This window comes from Curtobacterium sp. L6-1 (assembly GCF_018885305.1).
Taxonomy (GTDB): Bacteria; Actinomycetota; Actinomycetes; order Actinomycetales; family Microbacteriaceae; genus Curtobacterium; species Curtobacterium aetherium.
Genome location: NZ_CP076544.1, coordinates 2,370,313 through 2,395,746 on the forward strand (window position 1 = coordinate 2,370,313; position 25,434 = coordinate 2,395,746).

The 25,434-nt window shown below is 74.3% G+C and carries 22 protein-coding genes and 1 pseudogene; 8 read left to right on the forward strand and 15 right to left on the reverse strand.

Annotated elements, in window-relative coordinates:
* Positions 1-2 precede the first annotated feature (2 nt).
* Positions 3-692 (reverse strand): annotated as a pseudogene (locus KM842_RS10850) (HEAT repeat domain-containing protein); the annotation flags it as partial.
* A 44-nt stretch (positions 693-736) separates the two neighbouring features.
* Between KM842_RS10850 and KM842_RS10855 the strand changes: the two are divergent.
* Complete coding sequence (locus KM842_RS10855) at positions 737-1,687, forward strand: aldo/keto reductase (protein WP_216258303.1); 951 nt, start codon at positions 737-739, stop codon at positions 1,685-1,687.
* 158 nt (positions 1,688-1,845) lie between these two features.
* Here the strand turns inward: KM842_RS10855 and KM842_RS10860 are convergent, their stop codons facing one another.
* Positions 1,846-3,741 (reverse strand): hypothetical protein, encoded by a 1,896-nt coding sequence (locus KM842_RS10860; protein WP_216258306.1) that lies wholly within the window; start codon positions 3,739-3,741, stop codon positions 1,846-1,848.
* Positions 3,738-4,289: an orotate phosphoribosyltransferase gene (gene pyrE, locus KM842_RS10865; RefSeq protein ID WP_216258308.1), complete on the reverse strand. Its 552-nt coding sequence runs from the start codon at positions 4,287-4,289 to the stop codon at positions 3,738-3,740. The genes KM842_RS10860 and pyrE overlap by 4 nt, the downstream gene beginning before the upstream one ends.
* Positions 4,290-4,378: 89 nt before the next feature.
* Between pyrE and KM842_RS10870 the strand changes: the two genes are divergently transcribed.
* Entirely contained in the window at positions 4,379-6,064 is a 1,686-nt protein-coding gene (locus KM842_RS10870; RefSeq protein ID WP_216258310.1) for a hypothetical protein, read from the forward strand.
* Positions 6,065-6,171: 107 nt separating this feature from the next.
* The gene (locus tag KM842_RS10875; RefSeq protein WP_216258311.1) at positions 6,172-7,536 is read left to right on the forward strand and encodes a M23 family metallopeptidase; all 1,365 of its coding nucleotides are present in this window, start codon (positions 6,172-6,174) and stop codon (positions 7,534-7,536) included.
* Here the strand turns inward: KM842_RS10875 and KM842_RS10880 are convergent.
* Positions 7,533-8,396 carry an aminoglycoside 3'-phosphotransferase gene (locus KM842_RS10880; protein WP_253206102.1) on the reverse strand — a complete coding sequence of 288 codons (864 nt, stop codon included), beginning with the start codon at positions 8,394-8,396 and terminating at the stop codon, positions 7,533-7,535. The genes KM842_RS10875 and KM842_RS10880 overlap by 4 nt on opposite strands.
* A gap of 290 nt (positions 8,397-8,686) precedes the next feature.
* Between KM842_RS10880 and KM842_RS10885 the strand changes: the two genes are divergently transcribed.
* Positions 8,687-9,523: an exodeoxyribonuclease III gene (locus KM842_RS10885; RefSeq protein ID WP_216258313.1), complete on the forward strand. Its 837-nt coding sequence runs from the start codon at positions 8,687-8,689 to the stop codon at positions 9,521-9,523.
* A gap of 97 nt (positions 9,524-9,620) precedes the next feature.
* Here the strand turns inward: KM842_RS10885 and KM842_RS10890 are convergent, their stop codons facing one another.
* Positions 9,621-10,544, reverse strand: a complete 924-nt coding sequence (locus KM842_RS10890) for an AEC family transporter (protein WP_216258315.1) — start codon at positions 10,542-10,544, stop codon at positions 9,621-9,623.
* 61 nt (positions 10,545-10,605) lie between these two features.
* Between KM842_RS10890 and KM842_RS10895 the strand changes: the two genes are divergently transcribed.
* Positions 10,606-11,193 carry a nitroreductase family protein gene (locus KM842_RS10895; RefSeq protein ID WP_216262343.1) on the forward strand — a complete coding sequence of 196 codons (588 nt, stop codon included), beginning with the start codon at positions 10,606-10,608 and terminating at the stop codon, positions 11,191-11,193.
* A gap of 165 nt (positions 11,194-11,358) precedes the next feature.
* Positions 11,359-12,123 (forward strand): HAD-IIB family hydrolase, encoded by a 765-nt coding sequence (locus KM842_RS10900; RefSeq protein ID WP_216258317.1) that lies wholly within the window; start codon positions 11,359-11,361, stop codon positions 12,121-12,123.
* Positions 12,124-12,207: 84 nt separating this feature from the next.
* Here the strand turns inward: KM842_RS10900 and KM842_RS10905 are convergent, their stop codons facing one another.
* Complete coding sequence (locus KM842_RS10905; protein ID WP_216258318.1) at positions 12,208-12,831, reverse strand: phosphoribosylanthranilate isomerase; 624 nt, start codon at positions 12,829-12,831, stop codon at positions 12,208-12,210.
* 157 nt (positions 12,832-12,988) lie between these two features.
* Positions 12,989-14,044, reverse strand: a complete 1,056-nt coding sequence (locus KM842_RS10910) for a serine/threonine-protein kinase (protein ID WP_216258320.1) — start codon at positions 14,042-14,044, stop codon at positions 12,989-12,991.
* A gap of 215 nt (positions 14,045-14,259) precedes the next feature.
* Between KM842_RS10910 and KM842_RS10915 the strand changes: the two genes are divergently transcribed.
* Positions 14,260-14,457: a hypervirulence associated TUDOR domain-containing protein gene (locus KM842_RS10915; protein WP_216258321.1), complete on the forward strand. Its 198-nt coding sequence runs from the start codon at positions 14,260-14,262 to the stop codon at positions 14,455-14,457.
* Positions 14,458-14,574: 117 nt separating this feature from the next.
* On the opposite strand, the gene KM842_RS10920 is transcribed toward KM842_RS10915, so the two are convergent.
* Positions 14,575-15,336 (reverse strand): DedA family protein, encoded by a 762-nt coding sequence (locus tag KM842_RS10920; RefSeq protein WP_216258323.1) that lies wholly within the window; start codon positions 15,334-15,336, stop codon positions 14,575-14,577.
* 37 nt (positions 15,337-15,373) lie between these two features.
* Here KM842_RS10920 and KM842_RS10925 point away from each other — a divergent pair, with 37 nt between their 5' ends.
* Positions 15,374-15,805, forward strand: coding sequence for a family 20 glycosylhydrolase (locus KM842_RS10925; RefSeq protein ID WP_216258325.1), 432 nt, complete (start codon positions 15,374-15,376; stop codon positions 15,803-15,805).
* A gap of 6 nt (positions 15,806-15,811) precedes the next feature.
* On the opposite strand, the gene KM842_RS10930 is transcribed toward KM842_RS10925, so the two are convergent.
* The 7 genes from KM842_RS10930 to KM842_RS10960 all read right to left on the reverse strand — a co-directional run bounded on the left by KM842_RS10930 (position 15,812) and on the right by KM842_RS10960 (position 25,431).
* A complete protein-coding gene (locus tag KM842_RS10930; protein WP_216258327.1) occupies positions 15,812-18,058 on the reverse strand; it encodes a hypothetical protein in 2,247 nt (748 codons plus the stop codon).
* 247 nt (positions 18,059-18,305) lie between these two features.
* Positions 18,306-20,450: a PTS fructose transporter subunit IIABC gene (locus tag KM842_RS10935; protein ID WP_216258330.1), complete on the reverse strand. Its 2,145-nt coding sequence runs from the start codon at positions 20,448-20,450 to the stop codon at positions 18,306-18,308.
* A gap of 58 nt (positions 20,451-20,508) precedes the next feature.
* Positions 20,509-21,513: a 1-phosphofructokinase family hexose kinase gene (locus tag KM842_RS10940; RefSeq protein ID WP_216258332.1), complete on the reverse strand. Its 1,005-nt coding sequence runs from the start codon at positions 21,511-21,513 to the stop codon at positions 20,509-20,511.
* A complete protein-coding gene (locus tag KM842_RS10945) occupies positions 21,510-22,298 on the reverse strand; it encodes a DeoR/GlpR family DNA-binding transcription regulator (protein WP_216258334.1) in 789 nt (262 codons plus the stop codon). Before KM842_RS10945 ends, KM842_RS10940 begins: the two co-directional genes overlap by 4 nt.
* Before the next feature lie 213 nt (positions 22,299-22,511).
* Positions 22,512-23,699, reverse strand: a complete 1,188-nt coding sequence (locus KM842_RS10950; protein WP_216258336.1) for an ABC transporter permease — start codon at positions 23,697-23,699, stop codon at positions 22,512-22,514.
* On the reverse strand, positions 23,696-24,421 hold the full coding sequence (locus KM842_RS10955; RefSeq protein WP_216258337.1) for an ABC transporter ATP-binding protein: 726 nt from the start codon (positions 24,419-24,421) through the stop codon (positions 23,696-23,698). The genes KM842_RS10950 and KM842_RS10955 overlap by 4 nt, the downstream gene beginning before the upstream one ends.
* A complete protein-coding gene (locus tag KM842_RS10960; RefSeq protein ID WP_216258339.1) occupies positions 24,418-25,431 on the reverse strand; it encodes an efflux RND transporter periplasmic adaptor subunit in 1,014 nt (337 codons plus the stop codon). Before KM842_RS10960 ends, KM842_RS10955 begins: the two co-directional genes overlap by 4 nt.
* Positions 25,432-25,434 lie beyond the last annotated feature (3 nt).

Consider the following 25,434-nt stretch of genomic DNA (forward strand, 5'->3'; position numbering starts at 1 on the left):
GGTCAGCCCTTCGCGGCCCGCGTCCGCCCGAGCGCGACCTCACGCCGAGCCCGCGCGACGGCGAGCGCCGACCCCGCGTCCGGGTCGTCGAGCAGCCGGAGGGTCTCGGCCGCGTGCTCCCGCACGGCGTCGTTGCGGTGCTCGGCAGCGGCGGCGAGGACCGGGCCGGCCACCTCGGCGCCGAGACCGGCGATCGCACGGCTCAGCGCCAACCGTGTCTCCGGGTCGCCCTGGCCGAGCTGCACGGCGAGCGTCCGGGCGAGCTCCGGGTGTGCCGACTCCGGGGCCAGCAGGACGGCGGCGCGCCAGGCCGTGCGGGCGACACCGGGGTCGACGTCGGACAGCCGTCCGGCGACCTGCGGGTACACCGAGCCGTCGCGGATCTTCGACAGGGTGTGCAGCGCCTGGCTGCGGGCCTGCGGCTCCGGACGCTCGAGTTCGCCGACCAAGCGGGGCACGACGACCTCGGCCGGCAGGCGGACGAGCGCCCAGGTGAGCACCTCCCGGACCTGCAGGTCCGGCTCGACGGCGCACTGCTCGACGAGGAGTTCGAGGTCGTCGACGGAGGGGGTGGTCCCGGCGGCCATCACGGCTCGGAGCCGCACGGCGGGACGGGGATCGGTCAGGTACGAGGCGAGCGTCGGCATGGCCCTCCACCTCACCCCGCGCACCTGAGTGACAGCCCGGCGCCGGGCATAGCGTGGACGACGTTCGTACCGACCCGAAAGGACTGCACATGCCCCGCATCGGCACCAGCGACCTCACCGTGTTCCCCCTCGCCCTCGGCGGCAACGTCTTCGGGTGGACGGCCGACGAGAGCACCTCGTTCCGCGTCCTCGACGCCTACACCGGCGCCGGCGGCGACTTCATCGACTCGGCCGACGTCTACTCCGCCTGGGCGCTCGGCAACTCGGGTGGCGAGTCCGAGACGGTCATCGGTTCGTGGTTCCGCGCCTCCGGCAAGCGCGACGACGTCACCATCGCGACGAAGGTCTCGCAGCACCCGGAGTTCTCCGGCCTCTCCGCCGAGACCGTGGCCGCCGCGGCACGGGCGAGCCTGCAGCGCCTGGGCACCGACCGGATCGACCTGTACTACGCCCACTTCGACGACCAGGACACCCCGCTCGAGGAGACCGTCCGCGCGTTCGACCAGCTCGTCCGCGAGGGGCTCGTCCGCCACACCGCGATCTCGAACTACTCGGCGGAGCGTGCGGCGGAGTGGATCCGGATCGCCCGCGAGCACGACCTCGCGGTGCCGGTCGCGATCCAGCCGCACTACAACCTCGTCACGCGCGAGCCCTACGAGTCGTCGATCGCGCCCCTCGCCGCACGGGAGCACCTCGGCGTCGTGCCGTACTTCGCGCTCGCGGCGGGCTTCCTGACCGGCAAGTACCGCTCGGCCGAGGACTTCGCGGGCAAGGACCGCGAGGGCCAGGTGTCCGGCTACTTCTCCGACCAGGGTCTCGCCGTCGTCGACGCCCTCGCCGAGATCGCGTCGGCGCACTCGGTCGAGATCGCCACGGTCGCCCTCGCCTGGCTGCAGGCACAGCCCGACGTGGTCGCCCCGATCGCCTCCGCCCGCAACACCGAGCAGCTCCCCGCCCTGCTCGCCTCGGCCGACCTCGAGCTGCACGCGGACGAACTGCAGACGCTCACCGACGTGTCGGCCGCGGTACCGGCCTCCTGAGGGCCGACGCCGGGGGCCGACCGGCGGCCGTCACCGGCTGACGGACCGTCCCGGTCGACCGACGACACCGGCTGCCGAACGGGAGGCGCGCCACCAGCGGGCGGGGCGCCTCCCGTCCGGCACGTCGCCGGCCCGGTGCCCGGTCAGTCGGTGCCCGGTCAGTCGGCGGGGACGGCCTCGTGCGCGGGGACGGCCTCATGCGCGGGAACGACGGCGGCCGCTGCGGCCGGGCTGCTCGACGGAGCCGCCGGGTGCTCGTCGATCGTGTTCCCGAGGATCCACCGGGTGAGCACGAAGACGAGCACGAGCAGCACCACGATGATCGCGATCGACCCGTAGACGAGCAGCTGCTTGCCGCGCCGGCCCTCGCTCTGCAGCCGCGCGAAGCCCTCGTTGATGAAGTTGTCGCGGTCGGCGGGTGCACCGGTCCCGCCGACGCCGGGTGCTGCGTCGCGGGCACCGCCCGGGACGGCGGGCATCATCCGGGTACTGGTGTCCTCGGGCAGGCCACGGATCTGGTCGATCGCCTCGGTGCCGAACAGGTCCTTGATCACGCCGGTGTCGCTCGTCTCACGACCCTGCCACTCGGACTGGTCGATGTCCTCGGGCGCGAGGGATCCGCGTGCGGCGGGCTCGTCGACGTCGTCCGAGGACCCGCGAGCAGGGGCGCGGCCGCCGCGGGCAGGCGCGCGGTCGCCCCGGTCGGTGCCGTCCTGCCACGGCGTGGTCGACGCCGAGCGAGGGGTGTCCGACCCCGGGCGGGCGGGACGCTGCTCCGGCTCGACGAGCGGCGGCACCCCGGCGGACTCGTCCTCCCACCACCGGTCCGGTGTGGCTGCCGGCGCCGCGGGGAGCACCGACGGCGGCGGGGTCGCCGCTGCCGACCGCGGTGCGAAGACGGCGGTGGGAGCGTGGTCGTCGAGGTCGTCGTCGTGGTCCTCGGGGTCCTCGGCGGCACGCGGGGCGGACGGTCCGCTCGTGTCGTCCGGGCCGGGCGTCGTGCCGAGCACGGCCGTGCGGTCGTCGGTCACGTCGCCCGGGAACACCTCGCCGGTGCGGGCGGCCTCGTCGCTCAGCGACCAGCTCGACCCGGAGGGGGTGGTCCGCTCGTCGGCCGCGTCGTCGCCCGGCACCGCGACGGGCGGCACCACGGCGGGCGGGACCACGTCGGCGGCGCGGCGGTCGTCACCGGTCGCCCACGACCCGGCGGCGACCAGGTTCGTGTCGTAGTCGTCGCGCGTCAGGGCCGTGGGCACCTCGCCGGTCTCGTCGTCGAGGACGGACCAGTCGAAGGGGCGGTCGGCCTGCGGGGCACCGTCGTCGTCGTGCAGGCGCAGGAGCTCGGTGAACGTCGGCGGCTCGGTGGTCGTGGGCAGGACGTCCTCGACGCCGACCGGCTGCGCCTCGGGTCCGCCGGCGAACGCGGGCGGCACGGCAGCGCGGTCGGCCGGGGAGGTCGCTGCGGGCCGCACTCGACCGAGCCAGTCCACGTCGGAGCGGCCGAGCCCGTCCGGGTCGGTACGGCGGCGCTCGTCCTCGATCGCCCGTGACTCGGCAGCACGGGCGTCCCGGTCGGAGCGGGCGGTGGGCAGCGAGATCGCGCGGGGGTCCGGCGCGTTCGACACCGGCGGCACGGTGGCCGGCGGCGGGACACGTCCGGCGACGCCGCCCGGCAGCGCGAGCTCCTCGGGCATCGAGATCGCCTGGGTCGCACCGGGGTCCGGTTCGCCACGCTGGTCAGCGTCAGCGTCGGCGTCGGGCACCGAGCCGGGAGCGGCTGCGGAGGCCGGTGCCGGCAGCGACGCCGGGGCGGTGAAGGGCTCGGGCTCCGGCTGGCCGGCCTGCCGTGCGGCGCGTTCGGCCTCGCGGCGTTCCCGACGCGACGGCCACTCGTCCTCGGTCAGGGGCGCACCGAAGATGTCGGCGGCGCTGCGGAGCCCACGGAACGGAGCGTCCGTGTCGGAGCCGCGCGGAGCCTCCAGGCCGTCGTCCCCACGGTCGGGGGTGACGGACCGGTCGGACTCGTCGCGCCCCTCCGGACGCTCCTCGGTCACGCGGACAGCCCCAGGTCGGCCAACCCGATCGCCGCGAGGTACGGGTAGCCCGCCGCCTCGATCCGTTCCTTCGCGCCGGTGTCCCGGTCGACGACGACCGCGACGGCGGCGATCACGGCGCCCTCGCGCTCGAGCGCCTCGGCGGCGGCGAGCGGCGACCCGCCGGTGGTGGAGGTGTCCTCGAGCACGACCACGCGCTTGCCGCGGACGTCCGGGCCCTCGACCTGGCGACCGCGGCCGTGGTCCTTGGGCTGCTTGCGGACGACGAACGCGTCGTACGTGCCGCCGCGGGCAGCGGACTGGTGGAGCACGGCGCTGGCGATCGGGTCGGCGCCCATCGTCAGGCCACCGACCGCGGCGACGTCCGGGACGTCCGCGATGAGGTCGGTCATGACCTGCCCGATGAGGGGCGCGACGCGGTGGTCGAGGCTCACCTTGCGGAGGTCGATGTAGTACGACGCCTGCTTCCCGCTGGTCAGCGTGAAGTCGCCGTGGAAGACCGCATCGGCCTTGATGTGCTCGATCAACTGCTCGCGCGCGTGGGTCACGGTGCTCAAGATTAGCGGCGACCGGCCGTCCGCGCTCCCCCGAGCGCTCTGTACGGCTGCTGGGATGCCGCCGCCGGTACGCTCCGGTCATGCCCCTCGCCCGTCAGCGGGACGGTGTCCGACCGCTCGAGGCCGGCGTCCGTCGTCCTCGCTCCGCCCTCGTGCGGACGCTCGCGCACGAGGCGCTCGGGGCCGTGCTCGCGCTGGCGCTGGCGGTCCTCGCGCTCCGGCACGTGCTCGCGACGGAGCGGGTCGCGCTGCTCTGGTACGACGGTGACTCGGTGCTCCTGCCGCTCGTCACACGGTCCGTCGCGCTCGGGCAGCCGTTCGAGTGGGCGATGTCCCCCGCGCTGTTCTTCTTCCCCGAGCTGCCGGTGTACCTGGGCGTCTCGGCGGTGACCGCCACACCGCAGCAGGCACTCGCGCTGAACGGCGTCCTCGTGCTGCTCGCCGTGTACGCGATCGTCCGGGCGGCGGCCAACGAGCTCATGACGGCGGCGACCCGGCCGGCCCGGATCGCCGTGTCCGTCCTGGCGGTCGTGCTGCTGACGATGCTCGTCCTGACCGAGTCCTCCGCGACGGCCACCTCGCTCGAGCTCGCGTCCCTGCTGCTCACGACGACCTACTACTACGGCGCCGTGCTCGCGATGCTCGGCACCGGGGTGCTCGTGCTCCGGACGGTGCGCACCGGTCGGGCGTCGGTCCCGGTGCTCGTCACGCTCGGGCTCGTGGCGGCGCTCACCACCGCCTCCAACCCGCTGTACGTCCCGTGGTCGGCGGGGCCGGTCGTCGTGACGCTCGGGCTGCTGGTCGCGGCGCGGCGGCTGCCCTGGCGTCCCGCGGCGCTCGTCGCGGCGACGCTGACGGTGGGCGCGGTCGTCGGGTACCTCGTGCGGATCCCGCTGCGCCCGTTCGTCTCACTCGACCCCTCGACCTACGTGCACCCGGAGCGGGCCGGGGCCACCGCGGCGTTCTTCGCGGCGCTCACCGACGACCGTGCCGCCTCGGCGTCCGGCGACGCGGGGCTGCTGCTCATGCTGCTCGGGGTGCTGCTCAGCGCGGGCGGGACGGTGTGGGCGCTGCGGGCCCGGGCCTCGCGGACCGTGCTCGTCGCGTGCGCGCTGCCGCTCGTCACGATCGCCGCCGTGTCCGTCGGCGTCGTCGTCGCCGGGTCGGAGACGCCCCGGTACCTCGAGCCGGTGGTCGCGATGCCCCTGCTCGCGCTCGTCGCGGTGTGCGAGCTGACGCGGACCGCGGTCCGGCAGACGCGTCTGCACCGGCCGGTCCGGGCGCTGCGCACCCTGCTCGCCGTCGGCGCGGCCACGGTGCTGGTCGCGGGGGTCGCCGTCACGCCCGGGACGGCGCGGGCCGTCGTGGAGGCGCGGTACACGCCCGTCGACTGCCTCGACCGCTGGGTGGACGCGCACCGGAGCGCGGGCCGCGACCCGGTCGGCGTCGGCCAGTTCTGGACGATCCGCCCGCTGGCCGCCTACGCCGAGCAGGACGTCCGGCTGCTGCAGGTCCGCGACACCTTCGACACGTACCCGTGGCTCGTGGACCTCGGCGCCTACCGGCAGGCCCGGCCGGACTACGTGGTGATCGGCTCGGGCGACGTCTGGACGACCCCGGTCGAGGACTCGCTCGGCCGCCCGGCGACGATCACGCACTGCACCGGCTACGACGTCTACGACTACGCGGGCACCCGCGGCGCCGACGTGCTGCGGGAGCGCGTGGTCGGTTCGGCGCTCGCGGTCCTGCGGCAGCGCGGGTTCTGACCGCCGCTCGGGGACGACTCCTCCACAGCCCCCGGATCCGCCTGATCGGTCCACATCGGAGCGTCGCCGCAGCGAACTGCCTGTGCGGATGTATAGGCTCCGTTCCGATGTCTCGCTCCGTGGTCACCGCTCCCCGTCCCCGCTCCGCGTCGACGGCCCGACGTCGCATGCTCGCCACCGGGCTGGCGATCGCCGGTCTGATCGGCACGCTCGTCCTCGACGCGCCCGCCGCCCAGGCCGCCACGTACCCCTCGTGGGACGACGTGGTCGCGGCGCGCGGCAAGGAGTCCGCCAAGCAGTCGCAGATCGTCGAGATCCGCGGGCTCATCTCCGGCCTGGCCGACGACGCCGAGGCCGCCCGGGCCGAGGCCGAACGTCTCGGCGCCGAGTTCGAGGCCGCGCAGCGCCGTGCCCTGCGTGCCGCCGAGAAGGAACAGGCCCTGCGCAAGGACGCCGAGGACCACGCCGAGGTGGCCGAGGCGAGCGCGGCCCAGGCCGGCCGGTTCGCCGCGCAGATGGCCCGCTCCGGCGGCGCCGACGTCACCACGAGCGTGATCACCGGCGGCGAGGACGCCCGTGACCTGCTCTACGACCTCGGTGCCCTGAGCAAGCTGTCCGAGCAGGCCGAGCGCGTCGAGACGGCGGCCACGACCGACGCCTCCGTCGCCCGGTCGCTCACGAACCAGGCGGACCGCGCGGCACTCGAGCTGAAGGACCTCGCGCAGGCCGCCCAGGACCGGATGGGCGAGGCGCAGGCCGCGTCCGACCGCGCGCAGGCCGCGTACGACGAGCAGGAGACCAACAAGTCCCGACTCGAGGCGCAGCTCGCCTCGCTGGTGTCGGGCCGCGCGACGACCGAGGCCCAGTACGAGATGGGCGAGCGGATCCGCAAGGCCGAGGAGGAACGCCGACGACGGGCGCTCGAGGCCGAACTGGCACGGCAGGCGCAGCAGCAGCGGGAGGCCGCAGCCGCAGCCGCAGCCGCGAACCAGGGCGGTGGCGGCGGCGGGAGCGCCCCGGCGGCGCCCAGCACCGGTGGATCCGCCCCGGGGGCCGGGTCCGGCTCCGGCTGGGTCCGTCCGGCGGGCGGGTGGATCACCAGCGGCTACGGCGTCCGCGTCAACCCGGTGTCCGGCGTGGTCCGGATGCACGACGGCATCGACCTCGGCAGCGGGTGCTCGACGGCAATCGTCGCCGCGTCCTCGGGCACGGTCGACTACGTCGGCCCCTACGGCGGGTACGGCAACTACGTCCGCATCGACCACGGCAACGGCGTGAAGACCGCCTACGGCCACATCGTCAACGGCGGGTTCCGGGTCTCGCCCGGCCAGCAGGTTGCCGCGGGCACGCTCATCGCCCTCGTCGGGTCGACCGGCAACTCGACGGGCTGCCACCTGCACTTCGAGACCCACGTCGGCGGCGGGACCGTCGACCCGGTGTCCTTCATGGGCGCACGGGGCGTCGGCTTCTAGTCCGTCCCGCCCGCGTCGCCTGCAGCGCGGCGCGGGTCGTCCACGTCGTCGACGTCGAGCTCCCAGAGCGCGCGGTACCAGGCGGTCCGCTCGTGGTCCTGGGCGATGCCGTACGCCTCGTGGAACAGGGCGTCCCACCCCGGGCCGTGGTTCCACCCGAGGCTCATCGACGCCACCGCGAGGTCGGCCCAGCGGTCCGCGACGCCGAGCGCTCCCAGGTCCACGTGCCCGAGCCACCGGCCGTCGTCACCCATCAGGGTGTTCGGCGTGCAGGCGTCCCCGTGGCAGACGACCAGCCGGTCCACCTCGGGAGCCGGGCCGATTGCCTCGACGTCCACGCCGGCCGCCCGCGCACGGTCCAGGCGGTCGTCCGTCGACCACACGAACGGGCACGTCGACACCGGCAGCGTCTCGTGCACCGCCCGCAGCCCCTCGCCGACGGCGATCACCGCCGCCCGCGGGTCGCCCCGCCACCGGTCGTCGATCGCACTCCAGCCAGGCAGCGGCCGCGTCACCATCCAGGCACCGGACCGGTCGGCGCCGTGCTCGACAACCTCGGGGACGCTCAGCCACCGGCCGGCCCAGCGGAGTCGCGCCACCTCGTCGGCGACCCACGTCGCGTACCGGGGCGACACCCACTTCACGTACCCGGTGGCGTCGTCAACACCGACAGTCGGTGCTGCTGCGGGTGCCCGGTGCCGGTCCACATCGGGAGACGGGCCGAGCCGGAAGGTCCGGCCGCCTGCCGAGTTGACCCACACCGGTTCGAGGACGCGACCGGCCGCCAGTCGCAGCACGGCGTCCGGCACGCCCACCGGTCCGTCCGGACGCCCGCCCCGCCCCGCCAGGTCGTCGGTCACCGGTCAGCGCTCCCGGCCCGACCCGGCGACGACGGTGCCGGCAGCGCCGGCAGGTCCCGCCGGGAGCTGCGGGACCGGCGGGACCGGCGGAGCGGGCGTCGGTGTCATGCGTGCCTCCGGGCTGGTCGCGGCGTGGGTGCTGGCTCCACCCTGTCACCGGAGCACCGGTCGGGCCAGGGCCGCCGCCGCCACCGCCACCGCCACGGCCCCCACCACAGGGCCGACCCGCGTCGGGCAGCAGGACCCCCGCCCCGGGCAGGCGGTCGGTCGCGCCCGGTAGGTTCGATCCCATGCGCGTCGCGACCTGGAACGTCAACTCCGTCCGCACCCGAGTCGGTCGGGTCGTCGACTGGCTCGTGCGCGAGGACGTGGACGTCCTCGGCATGCAGGAGATCAAGTGCAAGCCCGAGCAGTTCCCGGTCGAGGCGTTCGAAGCCGCCGGCTACACGGTCGAGGCGCACGGCCTCAACCAGTGGAACGGTGTCGCCTTCGCCAGCCGCCTGCCGATGGAGGACGTCACGCGCGACTTCCCCGGTCAGCCCGGCTTCCTCAAGGGCCAGGAGGGGCCGGACCTGCCGGTCGAGGCCCGCGCGATCGGCGTCACGGTCGAGGGCGTCCGTCTCTGGAGCCTCTACGTCCCCAACGGCCGCGAGCTCGGCGACCCGCACTACACGTACAAGCTCGACTGGCTGGCGCAGCTCGCCGACCGCACGACCGAGTGGCTGGCCGCCGAGCCCGACCTGCCGCTGGCGCTGATGGGCGACTGGAACGTCGCACCGCTCGACGAGGACGTCTGGGACCTGCGGGTGTTCGAGGGGTCGACGCACGTCAGCGAGCCGGAGCGCGCGGCCTTCCGGGCGTTCGAGGAGCGGGGGCTGCAGGACGTCGTCCGTCCCCTCGTGCCCACCGGGTACACGTACTGGGACTACAAGCAGCTGCGGTTCCCCCGCAACGAGGGCATGCGCATCGACTTCGTGATGGGGTCCCAGGCGTTCGCCGACGTCACGGTCGGGGCGACGATCCACCGCGACGAGCGCAAGGGCGACGCCCCGAGCGACCACGTGCCGGTGTCCGTCGACCTGGACCTCGACACGGTCCTCGACGACGACCGTCCGATGATCTTCTGACGCGACGGGCGGCGCCCGCCCGGCCCACCGTCGGACGGGAGGCGCGTGTCCGGCCCGCCCCGCGCCTCCCGTCCACCGGCACGACGCGGGGCCGCGCCTACGGGTGCAGCAGCGCCGCGACGACGACGAGCACCGGCACGGACCCGATCGTCGTCAGCAGCACGACGTCCCGCGCCACCGGCACCGCCGCCCCGTACCGCTGCGCGTAGTTGAAGACGTTCTGCGCCGCGGGCAACCCACCCAGGACGGTCAGGACGAACACGTGCTCGGCGTCCAGGACGAACGCGTACCGGGCGAGCGCGAACGCGACCGCCGGCATGACCAGGAGCTTGATCCCGCTCGCGAGCAGCACGTCGACCCGGGTGGCCGCGTCCCGCAGCGGGGCGGCACCGTGCAGGCTCATCCCGAACGACAGCAGCACGACGGGGACCGCCGCTCCCCCGACGAGCACGAACGGCTCGAGCACGGGGTCCGGCAGGGTCACCCCGGTCACGGAGCAGACCAGCCCGAGCAGCGACGCGATGATGAGCGGGTTCGACACCGGACCGAGCACACGCCGTCGCCAGCCGCCGCCGGACGCCGTCGCCGCGTCGAGGACGGTCAGGGCGATCGGGGCCATCACGACCAGCTGCAGCATGATCACCGGCACGACCGCGGTGGCCTGCCCGAGCACGTAGACGGCGACGGGCAGCCCGATGTTGTTCGCGTTCGAGTACGAGGCGGCCAGGGCACCGACGGTCGTCGTGGTGAGCGGTCGACGCAGCACGAGCCCGAACACGAGCGCGGTGCCGGCCGCGACGGACAGGGCGGTGATCGCGGACACGGCCAGCATCGGCGAGAAGAGCGTGCGCACGTCGGCGGTCGCGATCGTGTGGAACAGCAGACACGGCATGAGCACGAAGAACGCCAGCCGATTCATCACGAACTGGGCGTGCGGCCCGAGCAGTCCGGCCCGGCCGACGCCGTAGCCGACCGCGATGACGACGCCGATGATCGCGAAGCCGACCAGGACGCCACTCATCCTGACCATCCTCGCAGACCTCCGTGGAAATACGGATGCGCTGCCGGTCGTTCTGGTGAGCATGACGACGCAGACGCTCTCCCGGTCCACCGACTCCAGCCAGCCCCTCGTGCCCCTGCTCGAGGAGCGGTGGAGCCCGCGGTCCTACGACGAGACCGCTACCATCTCCGACGAGCAGCTCGACGCCGTGCTCGAGGCCGCGCGCTGGGCTCCGTCCGCGATGAACCTGCAGCCCCGCCGCTTCGTCGCCGCCCGTCGTGGCACGGCGGCGTTCGACGCGGTGACCGCGAACCTGCTCGGCTTCAACGCCGCGTGGGCCTTCCGCGCCAGCGCCCTCGTGGTCGGCATCCTCGAGACGACGAACGAGGACGGCGAGCCGCTCCGCTTCGCCGAGTACGACCTCGGCCAGTCGCTCGCGTTCCTGACCGTGCAGGCGCACGCCGAGGGCCTGCACGTGCACCAGATGGCCGGCATCGACGCCGCGGGGCTGTCCGCCGCGTTCGACCTGCCCGAGCGGTTCGTGCCGTTCACCGTCACCGCCATCGGCACCGTGGCGGACCCGTCGGTCCTCGACGAGAAGGCCGCCGCGCGTGAGGTCGCCCCGCGCACCCGCATGCCGCTCGACGAGGTCGTGCTCGTCAAGGAGTGACCCGCGACACCGGTCCGGCAGCAGGCCGGACCGGTCGGCGCCCCGGTCCGACAGCAGGCCGGACCGGTCAGCGCCTCCGGTCCGGCAGCAGGCCGGACCCGGGTCGCACCACGCCGGACCCGGCGCGACACGAGGTGGACACCCGGCCCTGGCATGATCGAGGGCATGTCCGCACCTCGCCTCGTCGCCTTCGACCTCGACGACACGCTCGCCCCGTCGAAGTCGCCGCTCGACCCCCGCATGCTCGAGACCTTCGCGTCCCTGCTCGAGGTCGTCCCCGTGGCCGTCATCAGCGGCGGCAACTTCCAACAGTTCGAGCAGCAGCTCGTCACCCCGCTCCGGAAGCGCGACGGGCTGCTCCTCGACGAGCTGCACCTCATGCCGACCTGCGGCACCCGCTACTACCGCTGGGAGGCCGGCGACTGGGTCCTGCAGTACGCCGAGGACCTCACCGACGACGAGAAGGCCCGCGCCCTCGCCACGGTCGAGGCGCAGGCGAAGGCCGCCGGCTACTGGGAGGCCGAGCCCTGGGGCGACATCCTCGAGGACCGCGGCTCGCAGATCACGTTCTCCGCACTGGGCCAGACGGCTCCGGTGGACGTAAAGAAGCAGTGGGACCCCACGGGCGCGAAGAAGGACGACCTCCGCCGCCGGGTGCAGGCCGAGCTGCCCGACCTCGAGGTGCGCTCCGGCGGGTCCACGAGCATCGACATCACCCGCAAGGGGATCGACAAGGCGTACGGCATGCAGCGCCTGGCGGAGATCACCGGGATCGCGCTCGACGACGTGCTGTTCGTCGGCGACCGGCTCGACCCCGAGGGCAACGACTACCCGGTGAAGGCGCTCGGCGTCCCCACCCACGCGGTCGAGGGGTGGGAGGACACCGACGTGTTCCTCCGCGCGCTCGTCCCCACGCTCCGCACCGCCTGACGGCGGTCCGACCACCGGACGGGAGGCCCGTCACCAGATGGTGACGGGCCTCCCGTCCGTGCACCCCGCGTCGGACGCGACCGGTCAGGGGATGCTGCGGACCGCTTCGACGAAGGCGCGGATCCGCGCAACGTCCTTGACGCCCCGGGACGACTCCACACCGCTGGAGACGTCGACGCCGTCCGGGTCGAGCCGCTGCACCAGGTCGGCGACGTTGGCCGGCGTCAGGCCGCCGGCGAGGATCCAGGCCTCGTCGACGGTACCGGTCAGCGTGGCGGGGTCGACGAGGTGGCCGCTGCCGGGGACGGCTGCGTCGAGCAGCAGCAGGTCGTGGTCCGACGCGGCGCGCTGCTCGGGCGTCTCACCGAGGTAGTCCTGCGCGGCGACGGCGCGGATCGTGAAGAAGCCGGCGTCGCGGGCACGGGCGAAGTCGGACGCGGACTCGCCGCCGTGCAGCTGCAGGGTGGTGAGCCCGACCTCGGAGGCGATGCCGACCACCTCGTCGATCGGCTGGTCGCGGAACACCCCGACGGCGTCGATGCCGTCCGGCAGGCGCTCGACGAGCTGCTTGGCGGTGTCGGCCGTCACGGTGCGGGGGCTGCCCGCGGCGAAGACGAAGCCGACCGCGTCCGCACCGGCGTCGACGGCGGCGTCCACGGTCTCCGGCGTGGAGAGGCCACAGATCTTGATCCAGCGCTGGTCGCTCATGCTCCCATCCTGCCTGATCGGTCCGCCGCCCGGGCAGGGCGGCGGGGCAGGGGGCGCCGTCGGACGCCGACGGGACGGAGCTGGACCGGGCCGTGCCGGGACGGGGCGGACCGGGTCGGGCTCGGGCTCGGGCTGGGGCTCGAGCTGGGCGCGTCGTCTAGTGCAGGGCGCCGACGACGTACGAGCCGACGCACGCCGCGGCGACCGCGACCGCGGTGATCGACACGGCGATGACGTTCCTGCGCCGCCAGCGCCGGACGGCCTCGAAGGTGCCGCGCTTGGCGTGCCGGTGCGCGGCACGGTGCATCTTGTGCTCGCGGCGGTGGACCTCGCGCCCCGGGCCGAGCGGCACCGGGCCGGTCACCTGCGTCGACCCACCGCGCAGGGCGCGTGCGACGGCGACCGCGGTCGGCCGCTTCGACGGGTCGCGCGAGGTCATCTTCGTGAGCAGGTCGCGCCACTCCGAGGCGACCGAGTCCGGCACCTGCGGGTCACGACGGAGGCGCGCGAGGGCGGCCTCGATGACGGTGCCGGAGTACTCCTGGTCGCCGGTGAGCGCCTCGAGGAGCACCAGCCCGAGCGAGTAGACGTCGGTCGCGAAGCTGATCGGCTCCCCGGCGACCTGCTCCGGCGACAGGTACGCGGCGGTGCCGATGATCGTGCCGTCGTTCGTCAGCCGGGAGCCGTCGACGAAGTGCGCGACGCCGAAGTCGGTGAGCTTGACGGTGCGGACGAACCCGGAGGCGCCCTCGTCGCTCAGCAGGATGTTGGCGGGCTTGACGTCGCGGTGCACGATCCCGCGGGAGTGCACGTACGCCAGGGCGTCGGCGAGCTGCGCACCGAGGTCCGCGACCTCGTAGTTGTGCAGCGGCCCCTCGGCCAGGCGGCGGAGGAGCGTCGCGTCGGCGATGAGCTCCATCACGATGTAGCGGTGCGGGCCGTCCTCGAAGTCGTGCGTGCCGGCGTCGTAGAGCGGGATGAGGCCGGGGTGCGAGAGCATGCTGAGCAGCCGGATCTCACGCTCCTGGCGCACGCGGTCCGCGGTGGTCATCCGCTCGGGCGTCGCGAACATCTTCACGGCGACGGCACGGTAGGTGTGCTCGTCGCGGGCCTCGTACACGGACCCCATGCCGCCGGTGCCGATCAGTCGGACGAGTCGGTACCGTCCGGCCAGGACGGTCTCCGCCCTCGCGCTGTCGGTTGCCAGGCTCATGGTGCACGTCGATCCCTTGGGAGCCCGGATCCGCGTCGGGTGTTCGCGGTGTGGCTCCCCGGCAATGGTACCCGCGGCCCGGGCGATCGGAGCGGCGGTTACCCGAATGTGATGGGGGACAGGGCCGGGAGTGCGCACCAGGGATGATGCAGCGGTCGCGGGTAGCGTCCGGCCTCCCGGGTGGACGGTCCGCCGGGGAACGGCAGGAGGCCGACATGCGCAAGGGTGACGAGGTCACGTGGAACACCTCCCAGGGGAAGACGACCGGCAAGCTCGTCGAGAAGAAGACGAAGGACTTCGAGTTCGACGGTCAGTCGTTCAAGCCGACCGATGACGACCCGTACTGGATCATCGAGTCGGAGAAGTCCGGCAAGCAGGCCGCGCACAAGGAGTCCGCGCTCACCGCGAAGTAGCGGCAGGAGCGCCGCCCGCAGCACGAGCGGCGGGAGCGCAGCCGGCGACGGGGCGGGACGCGACGGGTCGGCGCGGCGCGGCGCGGCGCGATCAGGCGCTGCGGTTGGACGCGGTGGTCAGGCGCCGTCGGACGACGCGCGGCGCCGACCGCTCGCGGACCGGTCCCGGCCCTCGCCGCCGTCCCGCGCCGCGGCCCGACCCCGTCGGACCCGCCGGACGACGAAGGCGACGACGATGACGGCGACCGCCAGGTACACGGCCCGGTCGATCCACTCCGTGTAGGCCTCGACCCGCTCGTACTGGGTGCCGAGGGCCGCGCCGCCGAGCACCAGGAGCGAGTTCCACAGCCCGCTGCCCAGGATCGTGAACACCGAGAACGTGGCCAGGTGCATCCGGTCGGCCCCCGCGGGCAGCGAGATGAGGCTGCGGACGACGGGTACCAGTCGCCCGAAGAACACCGCGCTCCTGCCGTGCCGGTGGAACCACGACGCCGCCTTGCGGAAGTCGTCCTCGTCGACGAGCGGCAGCTTCCCGAACCACCGGACGGTCCGCTCGAAGCCGATCACCGCGCCGAGCCAGTAGAGCACGAGCGCGCCGGCGTACGAGCCGACCGTCGCCAGGACGAGCACGAGTGTCAGGTCCATCCGACCGGCACCACCGAGGAAGCCGGCCAGCGGCAGGATGACCTCGGACGGGATCGGCGGGAACACCGTCTCGATGAAGAGCATCATGGCGACGCCCCACTCCCCCATGGTGTCGATCACCTGCAGCACGAGCCCGGTCAGCCCGCCGATGTCGGGGTCCGGGCCACCGCCGGGACCGGAGGAGGCGGAGGTGGCGCCGACGTGGGCGACGGTCGAGGGCACGGCGGTCGTCATCCCGTCACCCTGCCTGAGCGGGCTGACAGACTCCGGTGTGCAACGCGGACGCCGCCGAGCGGCCGAGCCGATCCCGGTCTCGATCGTCCTCGACGTGGACACGGTGTACGCGTTCGACCCGGTGCCCGGGTCCCTGACCGAGGCCGAGCGCACCCACGTCGTCGGCGGCCAGGCGAACACGTGGACCGAGCACGTGGACACGGTCAGCCGTCTCGACCACCAGCTGTTCCCGCGGGTCGTGGCCCTCGCCGAGGCGCTCTGGTCGGCCGACGCCGGACCGCGGGACGTCGAGGAGTTCCGGGGCTGCCTGACCGAGCACCTCGCCCGGCTCGACGCGCTCGGGGTGGAGTACCGCCACGAGTCCGGACCGCGGCCGTGGGAGGAGCGCCCCGGCGTCCCCGGTCGACCCAGCACGCGCGAGGAACGGGCCGCCTCCATCGACGCGGTCACGGCGAACATCGCCGTCTGACGCGGATCAGCCGGTCGGTGCCCCGACGCTCGGCGACGGCGTCCCGGTCGGGACGGGCGTCGCGGTGGGCGTCGGGGTCCCGGTCGGGACGGGCGCCGAGGTCGGTGTCGGGGCGGGAGTCGGGCCCACCGGTCGGCTCGTGGGCGTCGGACTCGGCGTGCCCGGCCGGGTCGGTGTCGGTGTCGGCGTGGGCTTCGGCGTGGGCTCCGGCGCGGGCGACGTCGGCGCGGTCGTCCGGACCCAGCGCCGCGCCGCCGCGTCCCAGCGCACGAGGCCCGACGGCCACCGCGACCCGGTGTTCCGCACGACGTCCCCGTTCCGGGGCGCCAGCAGTGCGGCGTCGACCCCGACGGTGGTGCTCGACGCCGACACCGACTGCCGGGCCGTCCGCGACACGAGCGGCGACGCCCGGGTGAACGCCGACGTCGTGACCCGGACCGGCGAGGCGTTCGCGGAGTCGAGCCGCACCGCCGCCTTCGCCGCCGACGACTGCTTCGCGTTCCGGACGACCACGCGCGCGGGGCTCCGCAGCAGGGCGACGGCGCGACCGCCGGTCATCCCGTCGACGACGAGGTCCGTGGTCGTCCGGGTGCCGTCCGCGGTCGCGGCCCAGACGGACCCCGTGCTCCGCGAGATGCGCGTGAAGGTGGCACTCCTGACGCGGTACCGCGCCGCAGCGGCGGGCATCGAGAACACGTTCCCGGCGCGGGCGGCGGAGCTGTCGTCGGACACCCGCAGCGTGGTGATGCCGACGTCGGACGTCACGAGCTGGACGGAGTCGAAGGACGGCGCGAGGACCGGGCAGGCCACCCGCGAGACCGTGAGCGAGCCGATGGTCTTCACGGCGACGGTCACCGCGGCGACCGAGCCCCCGTCGGACGTCGGCCGGACGGACCGGTTCGTCACACCGTCGACCGTCAGCGAGGTCGCCGTCCTCCCCGCGAACCGGACGATGCCGCGCACCGGTGCGGGGGACGCCGCCGGCCAGGTCACGTCGCGGACGACGACCGTGCCCAGGGTCACCGCGTTGCAGTTCACCATCGGGCTGTTGTCCTTCGTCGCGGTGACGTCGGCGATGGTGCCGGAGAACCAGGTCGGCCCGGCGTAGTCCACGACGTTCACCGGCGACCCACCCGTGGCGGTGCCGCTGATGCCGGACGCCGTGAAGCGCTGCAGCCGCCGCTGGACCCCCGCCGCGCCGGTGCCCGACGTCAGCTTGAGGTGCGTGTGGCAGGCGGTGCCGTCGACGCCCTCGACAACGACGTCGGAGATGTCGCCCTCGCAGTCGCCGAGCAGCGAGCCGTCCTTGGACTGCCCGTCGACCGTCGTGAACGCGACGAGGTCGTCACCGGTGTGGTCGCCCGTGATGCGCTGCAGGGTGATCCGCGCGGCCGGTCCCTGGAAGTGGATGCCGTCGGAGGCGGTGCGCACGAAGGTCAGGTCGGTCGCGCGGACGTCGGTCACGTCACCGAGCGACACCGCGTACTGCCCGCCCACCTGTCGCGCGCCGTCCGACCGCACGGTGAAGCCGGACAGGGTGACGCCCGACACCCGGCGGAGGAGCATCCCGTGCGAGGTCGTGCGCTGCGAGAGCGCGTTCTTGCCCCGGTTCGTCCAGGTCCCGCCCGTGATGGTGATGCCGGCGTCGTTCGGCGGGAACACGTACGTCGTCGCACCCGTCAGGCTCGTCGTGGCCGGGACGCTCAGCGTGACCGTCGTCGAGGACCGCACCGCGGTGATCCGCCCGTACATCGACCCCGGCGCCGCCACCCGACCGCCGCGCGGCCCCGCACCGAGCACCTGCACCCGTCGCCCGACCATCGCCGCCGTGAAGACACCGCGGGCGGTCGTGACGGTCGTCGACCCGGCCGACACGGTCGCGGTGGTCGTCACCGCCGGGGTCGCCGCCGCGTTCCGGAGCACGTTGTCGCGCGCCGGACCGGTCACCGAGGCGCCGGTGGCGTCGAGGACCGTCCCGCCGAGCACGACCAGCGGCGCGGTCAGCACGGCGGTGCCCCGCAGCCGGCGGACACCGGTCGTCGGGTCGCGGCGGGCCAGCCAGGCGTTGATCGTCGCGGTGCTCGTCGCGGGCGTCACCGTCAACTCGTCGGCGTCGACGTCGACGGCGACGGCGGTGTCCGGTCGACCGGCGAGGGCCGTCAGCGCACCGACCGCGCCGCCCGCCGCGAGGACGAGGACGTTGCGGCGACTGGGTCGGACGGCGCGGGGGACGACGGGGGACGGAGACGTCACGGATGGACTCCAGGCGTGGCGGGCGGGCAGCCGGACGAGCCTAACCGACCGCTCCACCCCGCGTTGCCCCCGGTCCGGGGCACGCACCCCGACCGCGGCGACGCCGCACCGGCCCCCTCGGCGCGGCACCGGCCGACCGTCGCGACGATCCGCGGACCGCCACGACGACGGACGGGAGGCCCGGTACCAGCTGGTACCGGGCCTCCCGTCCGTCAGGTGGTCACGTCCGCGTCGCGCGGACGCCCCGTCACGCGGCGACGGGCGAGCGCTGCCCGACCGTGTCGCCGGCGGTCGCCGCCTCGGCCGCCGCGGCATCCGTCGCGGCCGGCGACCGGCGCACCCACTTCTTCAGCGCCACGAGCACGAGCGCGGAGATCACCGTGCCGGCGAGGATCGCGAGCACCCAGACCAGGAACGAGTCGATCGCGAAGAACACGAACACCCCGCCGTGCGGCGCCCGCGAGGTGACGCCCGCGGCCATCGAGATCGCACCGGTGACCGCGGCACCGACCATCGACGCCGGGATGACGCGCAGCGGGTCGGCGGCGGCGAACGGGATCGCCCCCTCGGAGATGAACGAGGCACCGAGCAGCCACGCGGCCTTGCCGTTCTCGCGCTCGGGCTTCGTGAACCCCTTGCGGTACAGGACGGTCGAGGCGAGGGCGAGGGCCAGCGGCGGCACCATGCCGGCGGCCATCACGGCGGCCATGATCTCGTAGGGCACCACGTTCGTGGCCGACCCGGCGCCGAGCCCGGCGACGGCGAAGGCGTACGCCACCTTGTTCACCGGGCCACCGAGGTCGAACGCCATCATCAGGCCGAGGATGATGCCGAGCAGGACCACCGAGGTGCCGTTGAGCGAGTTCAGCCAGGCGGTGAGCTGCGTCATCAGCCAGGCGATCGGCCCGCCGAGCACGAGGAGCATCAGGCCCGAGGCGATGATCGAGGCGAACAGCGGGATGATCACGACCGGCATCAGGCCGCGCAGCCAGCGCCAGGTCGGGATGCGCCCGATCCAGTACGCCGCCGCACCGGCGATCAGGCCGCCGACCAGGCCGCCGAGGAACCCGGCGTTCATGAAGACGGCGATCGACCCGGCGACGAAGCCCGGCGCGATGCCCGGCCGGTCGGCCATGGCGTAGGCGATGTACCCGGCCAGGGCTGCGACGAGGAACCCGAGGGACACGCCACCGATCTGGAACGCGGCCGCACCGAGGTAGTACGCCAGACCCTCCGGCGGCAGGTTCAGCAGCGTGTGGTTCGTCAGCGTCCAGACCGCGTTGTTCTGCCCGGAGTCCCCGTGCGTCAGCGCGATGCCGTAGCCCGACAGCAGGAAGCCGAGCGCGATGAGCAGGCCGCCGCCCGCGACGAACGGGATCATGTAGGAGACGCCCGTGAGCAGCCAGCGCTTGAGGGCCTGGCCGAAGTGCTCGTCCTTCGCGGTGCTCGTACCCGCCTCGGCGGCGGAGCCGGAGACGCGGGCGGCACGCGGGTCGTCGGCGGCGCGGATGGCCTCGGCGATCATGGCGTCCGGTTCGTCGACACCGCGCTTGACCGGCCCCGACACGAGTGGCTTGCCGGCGAACCGGCCGCGGTCACGGACGTCGACGTCGACCGCGAACACGACGGCGTCGGCGCGGGCGATGAGGTCCGGGTCGAGGGGCTCGACCTGCGAGGAGCCCTGCGTCTCGACGTGCATCTCGGCACCGGCGCGCTGGGCCGCGGCGACGAGTGCGTCGGCCGCCATGTAGGTGTGCGCGATGCCGGTCGGGCAGGCCGTCACCCCGACGATGACCTTGCGGGCGCCGGTCGCCGGACCGGACGCGTCGCCGGTCGCGGCGTGCGCTGCGGCGCCGGGTCGGGCCTCCTGGCCGGTGGCCGGACCGGAGGCTCGGCTCGCGGACCCGACGCCGGCTGCGGACACCTCGCCACCGACCTCACAGTCGACCAGGTCGACGACGTCCTGCGGCGTCGCCGCCGAGCGGAGCGCGGCGGTGAAGTCGTCACGGATGAGCGCACGGGCCAGGGTCGAGAGCACCGTGAGGTGGTCCTTGTCCGCCCCCTCGGGCACCGCGATCATGAAGACGATGTCGGCGTCGCCGTCCGGGGCGCCGAAGGGCACCGTACGGGCGAGCCGCGAGAACGCCAGGGTCGGCTCGGCGACCGAGGCGGAGCGGGCGTGCGGGATGGCGATGCCGCCGGGGACGCCGGTGCCGACGCTCGCCTCGCGGGCGATGGCGTCCTCGGCGAGGGCCGCACCGTCGGCGGCACGGCCGGTCACGGCGACGCGGTCGGCGAGGACGCGGATGACGTCGCTCGACGTGGCACCGAGGTCCTCGTCGAGGCCGACGAGCTGGACGCTGATGAGGCGTGGGCTCGTGGTGTCGGACATGGTTGCTCCTTTGCAAGGGCGCCGGGGGCGCGGGTCGTGCGGTGTTCGGGGAGGGGGGTCAGACGTGTTCCGGCGCCGCGTGCGGTGCCAGCGTCCGGACGGAGACGGCGTCGGGGTCGGTGTGGTCGAGGGCGGGCACGTCGCTGCCGGGAAGGGCCGCGGCGGCCGCACCCGTCGCGACGGCCTGGGCGAGGCGTCGTCCGGGGCTCGCTCCGGCGACCTCGGCGAGCAGGTAGCCGGCGAGCGCCGAGTCCCCCGCACCGACGGTCGAGCGGGCCGTGATCCGGGGAGCCGCGGCGACGTGGCTGCCCTCGTCCGTGACGAGGACGGCACCGGCGCTGCCGAGCGTCAGCAGGACCGCACCGACGTTCCGCTCCCGGAGGCGCTGGGCAGCCGCCACCGCTGCCTCGAGGTCCCGCTCGTACTCGTCCGGGTCGCCCCCGACGACCTCGGCGAGCTCCTCGGCGTTCGGCTTGACCAGGTCGATCCGCTCACCGGACTGCAGCAGCGCGGTGAACGGCAGCCCCGAGGAGTCGACCGCGATCCCGACGGTGTCGCCGTGGCGCTGCCGGACGGCCCGGACCAGGACGGCGTAGGCGTCGTCGGGCAGGCCCGGCGGCAGCGACCCGGCGAACACGACCCAGCGCGCGGCCGGGCCGGTCGCGGTCGCACCGGCGGTGGTGGCGACGAGCTCGGCGAGGTCGTCGAGGCGCCCGGCCAGCGAGGGGCCCGGCTCGTTGAGCTTCGTGGTGGTCCCGGTCGGCTCGGTGACGGTGACGTTCGAGCGGAGCGGGGCACCGATCGGCAGCGCCGCGGTCGGGATGCCCCGCGTCGCCAGGCCCGCGAGCACCGGGTCGGACGCATCGCCGGGCAACACGGCCACGGTGTCACCACCGCTCGCGACGACGACCCGGGAGACGTTGACGCCCTTGCCGCCGGGCTCGGCCGTGGTGCGGACGGCACGCTGCACGGCGCCGCGCTGCAGTTCGCCGGAGAGCTCGATCGTGCGGTCGAGGCTCGGGTTCGGGGTGACGGTGACGATGCGGGTGCTGCGCTCGCTCATGCGACGACCACCTCGACGTCGGCGTCGGTGAACGCCTGGGCCAGGTCGGCCGGCGGTGCCTGGTCGGTCACGACGGTGTCGACCTCGTCGAGCCGGGCGAACCGCATGAGTGCCTCGACGCCGTGCTTCGCCGCGTCGGCGAGGACCACGCTGCGCCGGGCCGCGAGCACGTAGGCGCCCTTCACGGCGGCCTCGTACTCGTCGGGCGTGCTCAGGCCGAAGCCGGCGGACACCCCGTTCGTGCCGACGAAGGCGATGTCGGGGCGGAGGGCGCCGATCTGCTCGACCGTGGCGGTCCCGACGGCGGCGCTCGTGACCCCGCGGACGCGACCGCCGAGGAGGTGCAGTTCGACGTGCTGGCTGTGCTGCAGGGTCGCGGCGATCGGCACCGAGTTCGTGACGACGGTGATCGTCGCCCCCGCCGTGGCGGGCTCCCACCGTGCGAGTTCGGCGGCGACCGCGGCGCAGGTCGTGCCCGCGTCGAGGGCGATCGAGCCGGTGAAGGTCGGCGGGACCAGGCGCATCGCGGCGCGGGCGATGGCGGACTTGGCGGTGCCGTGCTGCCCCTCGCGCTCGGCGACGGTGAGCTCGACGACGCTCGACCGGCCGACGGGCACCGCTCCCCCGTGCACGCGGCGGAGGACGCCGGCGGACTCGAGCGTGTCGAGGTCACGGCGCACGGTCTCGGTCGTGACGTCGAAGTGCTCGGCCAGGCCGGCGACGGAGACCCGGCCGGCCGACTGCAGCGCAGCGGCGATGGCGTCGTGCCGCTCGGTTGCGTACATGTGGCGAACTCCTTCGTTCCCGTTGGGTTCGAGCACTGTACGTCGCAAAGCCACACGTTCGCAACCGTTCCGCCGGGGAACCAACACGAACGCAGGCTGGAATGCCTGGAGGCGCGGGGCCGGTCGACGGACCGGCCCCGCGCCTCCAGGCGGTCACCGCAGGCAGGCACCAGCGGTCGGGGCGCTCCCGCAGACCGCGCGCGTGCCCGCCGCTCACACGGCGGCGAGTGCCGACGTCGGCGGGATGCGCGCGGCCCGCGCCGCCGGGTAGAGCCCGGACACGCCGCCGATCACCACGGTCGCACCGAGGCCGCCCGCCACGGCCCACAGCGGCACGGCGACCGGCCAGCCCTGCGCGAGGGCGAAGGCGATCGTCACGCCGAGGCCGACCACGACCCCTGCGATCCCGCCGAGGAAGGACAGGAGCAGCGACTCGACGAGGAACTGGTCGCGGATGTTCCGTCGCCGGGCACCGAGCGCGCGGCGGACACCGACCTCGGCCCGACGTTCGAGCACGGTGATGACCATCGTGTTCGCGACGCCGATGCCTCCGACGAGCAGCGCGACGCCGCCGATGCCGACCAGGAGCCCGGTGAAGGAGTCGTCGGTGGCGTTCTTCGCGGCGAGCGCGTCGGAGGGTCGGGTGACGGCGACGTCGTCCGGGGTCGTCGGCTCGATCGCCGCCGGCAGGAGTGCCCGCACGTCGGGCACGAGCGCGTCGTCGACCCGTGCGGAGACGGACGTAGGGTGTCCGTCGTACCCGAGCTCGGTCGCGAGGCCGCGGGGCACGAACGCCTGGTTGTCGAGGTCCGGAGCGAGGGCGAGCGGTTCCAGGACGCCGACGACCTGCACCCAGCGACCTCCGGTCCACAGACGCGTGTCCGCGTCGACGGTCTCGAGGCCGAGCGCCCTCGCCGCAGCGGCACCGAGGACGACCTGCGGAGGGGCGTCCGCGCGGGTGTCGAGCCAGCGTCCGGACGCGACCGCACCGTGCAGTACGCCGGGCAGGTCACCCGAGGTCGCGAGCACCCCGATGCCCTTCGTCTCGGCCGCCGGCACGAACGGGTTGCGGTAGACGCGGCCCTCCGGGACCTTCCCGATCGCAGCCGCTCCCTCGACGTGGTCCTGGCGGAGCACCGAGTCGAGCGCCGTCGTCGGGAGCGGCGGGGCCTCGCGGAAGCCCTCGGCCTTCGTCACCGTGAGGACGTTCGTCCCGAGGGTGTCGAGCACGCGGTCGAGGGCGGCCTTGCTCGAGGACGAGATCCCGACCACGGCGATCATCGCGGCGATGCCGATCGCGATGCCGAGGGCCGACAGGACGACGCGGGTCGGGCGGGTCCGGAGTCCGAAGACCCCGAGCCGGACGAGGTCGGCCGCGCCGACGGTCCGCCGCGCGATCACCGCGGGCTCCTCGTCGCGCAGGCACGGATCGACGCCGCGAGGGCCGTGGCGTCCGAGGTGGAGTCCTCCTCGACGGCGCCGTCACGCATCCGCACCTGACGGGGCAGGGAAGCAGCGAGCTCGAGGTCGTGGGTGATGACGAGCACGGTCGTCCCCGCGTCGTTGAGCTCGCAGAGCAGTTCCAGGACCGCGGCACCCGCGGCGGTGTCCAGCGCTCCGGTCGGTTCGTCCGCCAGCAGCAGGGTCGGTTCGCCGACGACCGCGCGGGCGATCGCCACGCGCTGCTTCTCCCCGCCGGACAGCTGGTGCGGACGGTGGTCGACGCGGTGCGCCAGCCCGACCCGCTCGAGCGCCGCGACGGCCCGCTCCCGTCGCGCGCGCCGCGACACTCCCGTGTAGAGGAGCCCGTCTGCCACGTTCTCGGTCGCCGTGGCGCCGGCCTGCAGGTGGAAGTGCTGGAACACGAAGCCGACGTGCTGTGCCCGCAGCGCCGACAGGGCATCGTCGGACAAGGTGCTGACATCGTGACCGGTGATCGTCACCGTCCCGCTCGACGGCCGGTCGAGCGTCCCGATGACGTTGAGCATCGTCGACTTCCCGGACCCGGACGGCCCCACCACCGCCACGAGCTCCCCCGCCTCCACCGACAGCGTGACACCGCGCAGCGCCTGGACGTCGCCGTACACCCGGGTGACGTCGTGGAGCTCGAGGACCGCGGTCACGACGGCACCACGACGCGGTCACCCGCACGGAGGTCACCGCGCACCTCGGCTCGACCGTCCGCGACGAACCCGACCTCGACCTCCACCCGACGCGTCGCGCCTGCCTTCCCGACGACGTCGACCGCGAAGCCGGCGTGACGGGATGCGACGAGCGCGGAGACCGGCACGGACAGGACGCCGCGTTCGGTGCGCCCCTCGGCGACGACCTGTGCCGACGCCGCGGCGGGGAGTCGGTGACCACCGGCGTCGAGCTCGATCGTCACCGTCACGGTCTGCTTGCCGTCGTCGGTCTGCGTCGGTGCTGAGTCGACGACCTTCCCGGGGATGTCCGCCGCCGACCCGTTCACCCCGACCCGGACCGACGTCCCGACCGCGAGCACATCGGCGTCGCGCTGCGGAAGGTCCGCGGTGACGACCTGCTGCGGGCTCGTCACCTGCAGCACGTCGCCGCTCGGGGGCTGCCCGAGCGTCGCCGGAACCGACGCCACCCGGACGTCGCCGTCGACGAACGCGACCTGCGTCGCGTCGAGGCTGCCCGTCCGCGGGAGGTGGCGATCGGCCTGCCACCGGAGGACCGCGGCCAGCGTCCGCCGGCCGAAGACGTCGTCCTGCACCACGTCGTACCCGAGCGCCGCGAGGTTCTCGTTCAGCTGCCGGACGTCCGCACCGCGCAGGCCGGACTCGAGCGACCGCCAGAGGGGGGTGGAGCCGCGCATCGCGCGGACCGGGACCTCGTCGACGGCGTACAGCGGTTCGTCGCGGTGCACGACCTGCCCCGGCTTCGGCAGCCAGGTCAGCGTGCCGGTACCGGAGCCCGGGACACCGACCGGTGCACCGTAGCCCAGGGTGCCGGCGACGGTCGTCGAGTCGCGGAGGTCGCCCCGTTCGACCGCGGCGGTCGCCGTGGACCGGGCGGGCGTCGCCGCGGCGTTGCTCGGCTCCGGGACGTTCGTGACCGCCCAGGTCGCGGCGCCGGCGCAGAGGACCACGACGAGGGAAGTCGCCGCCACACC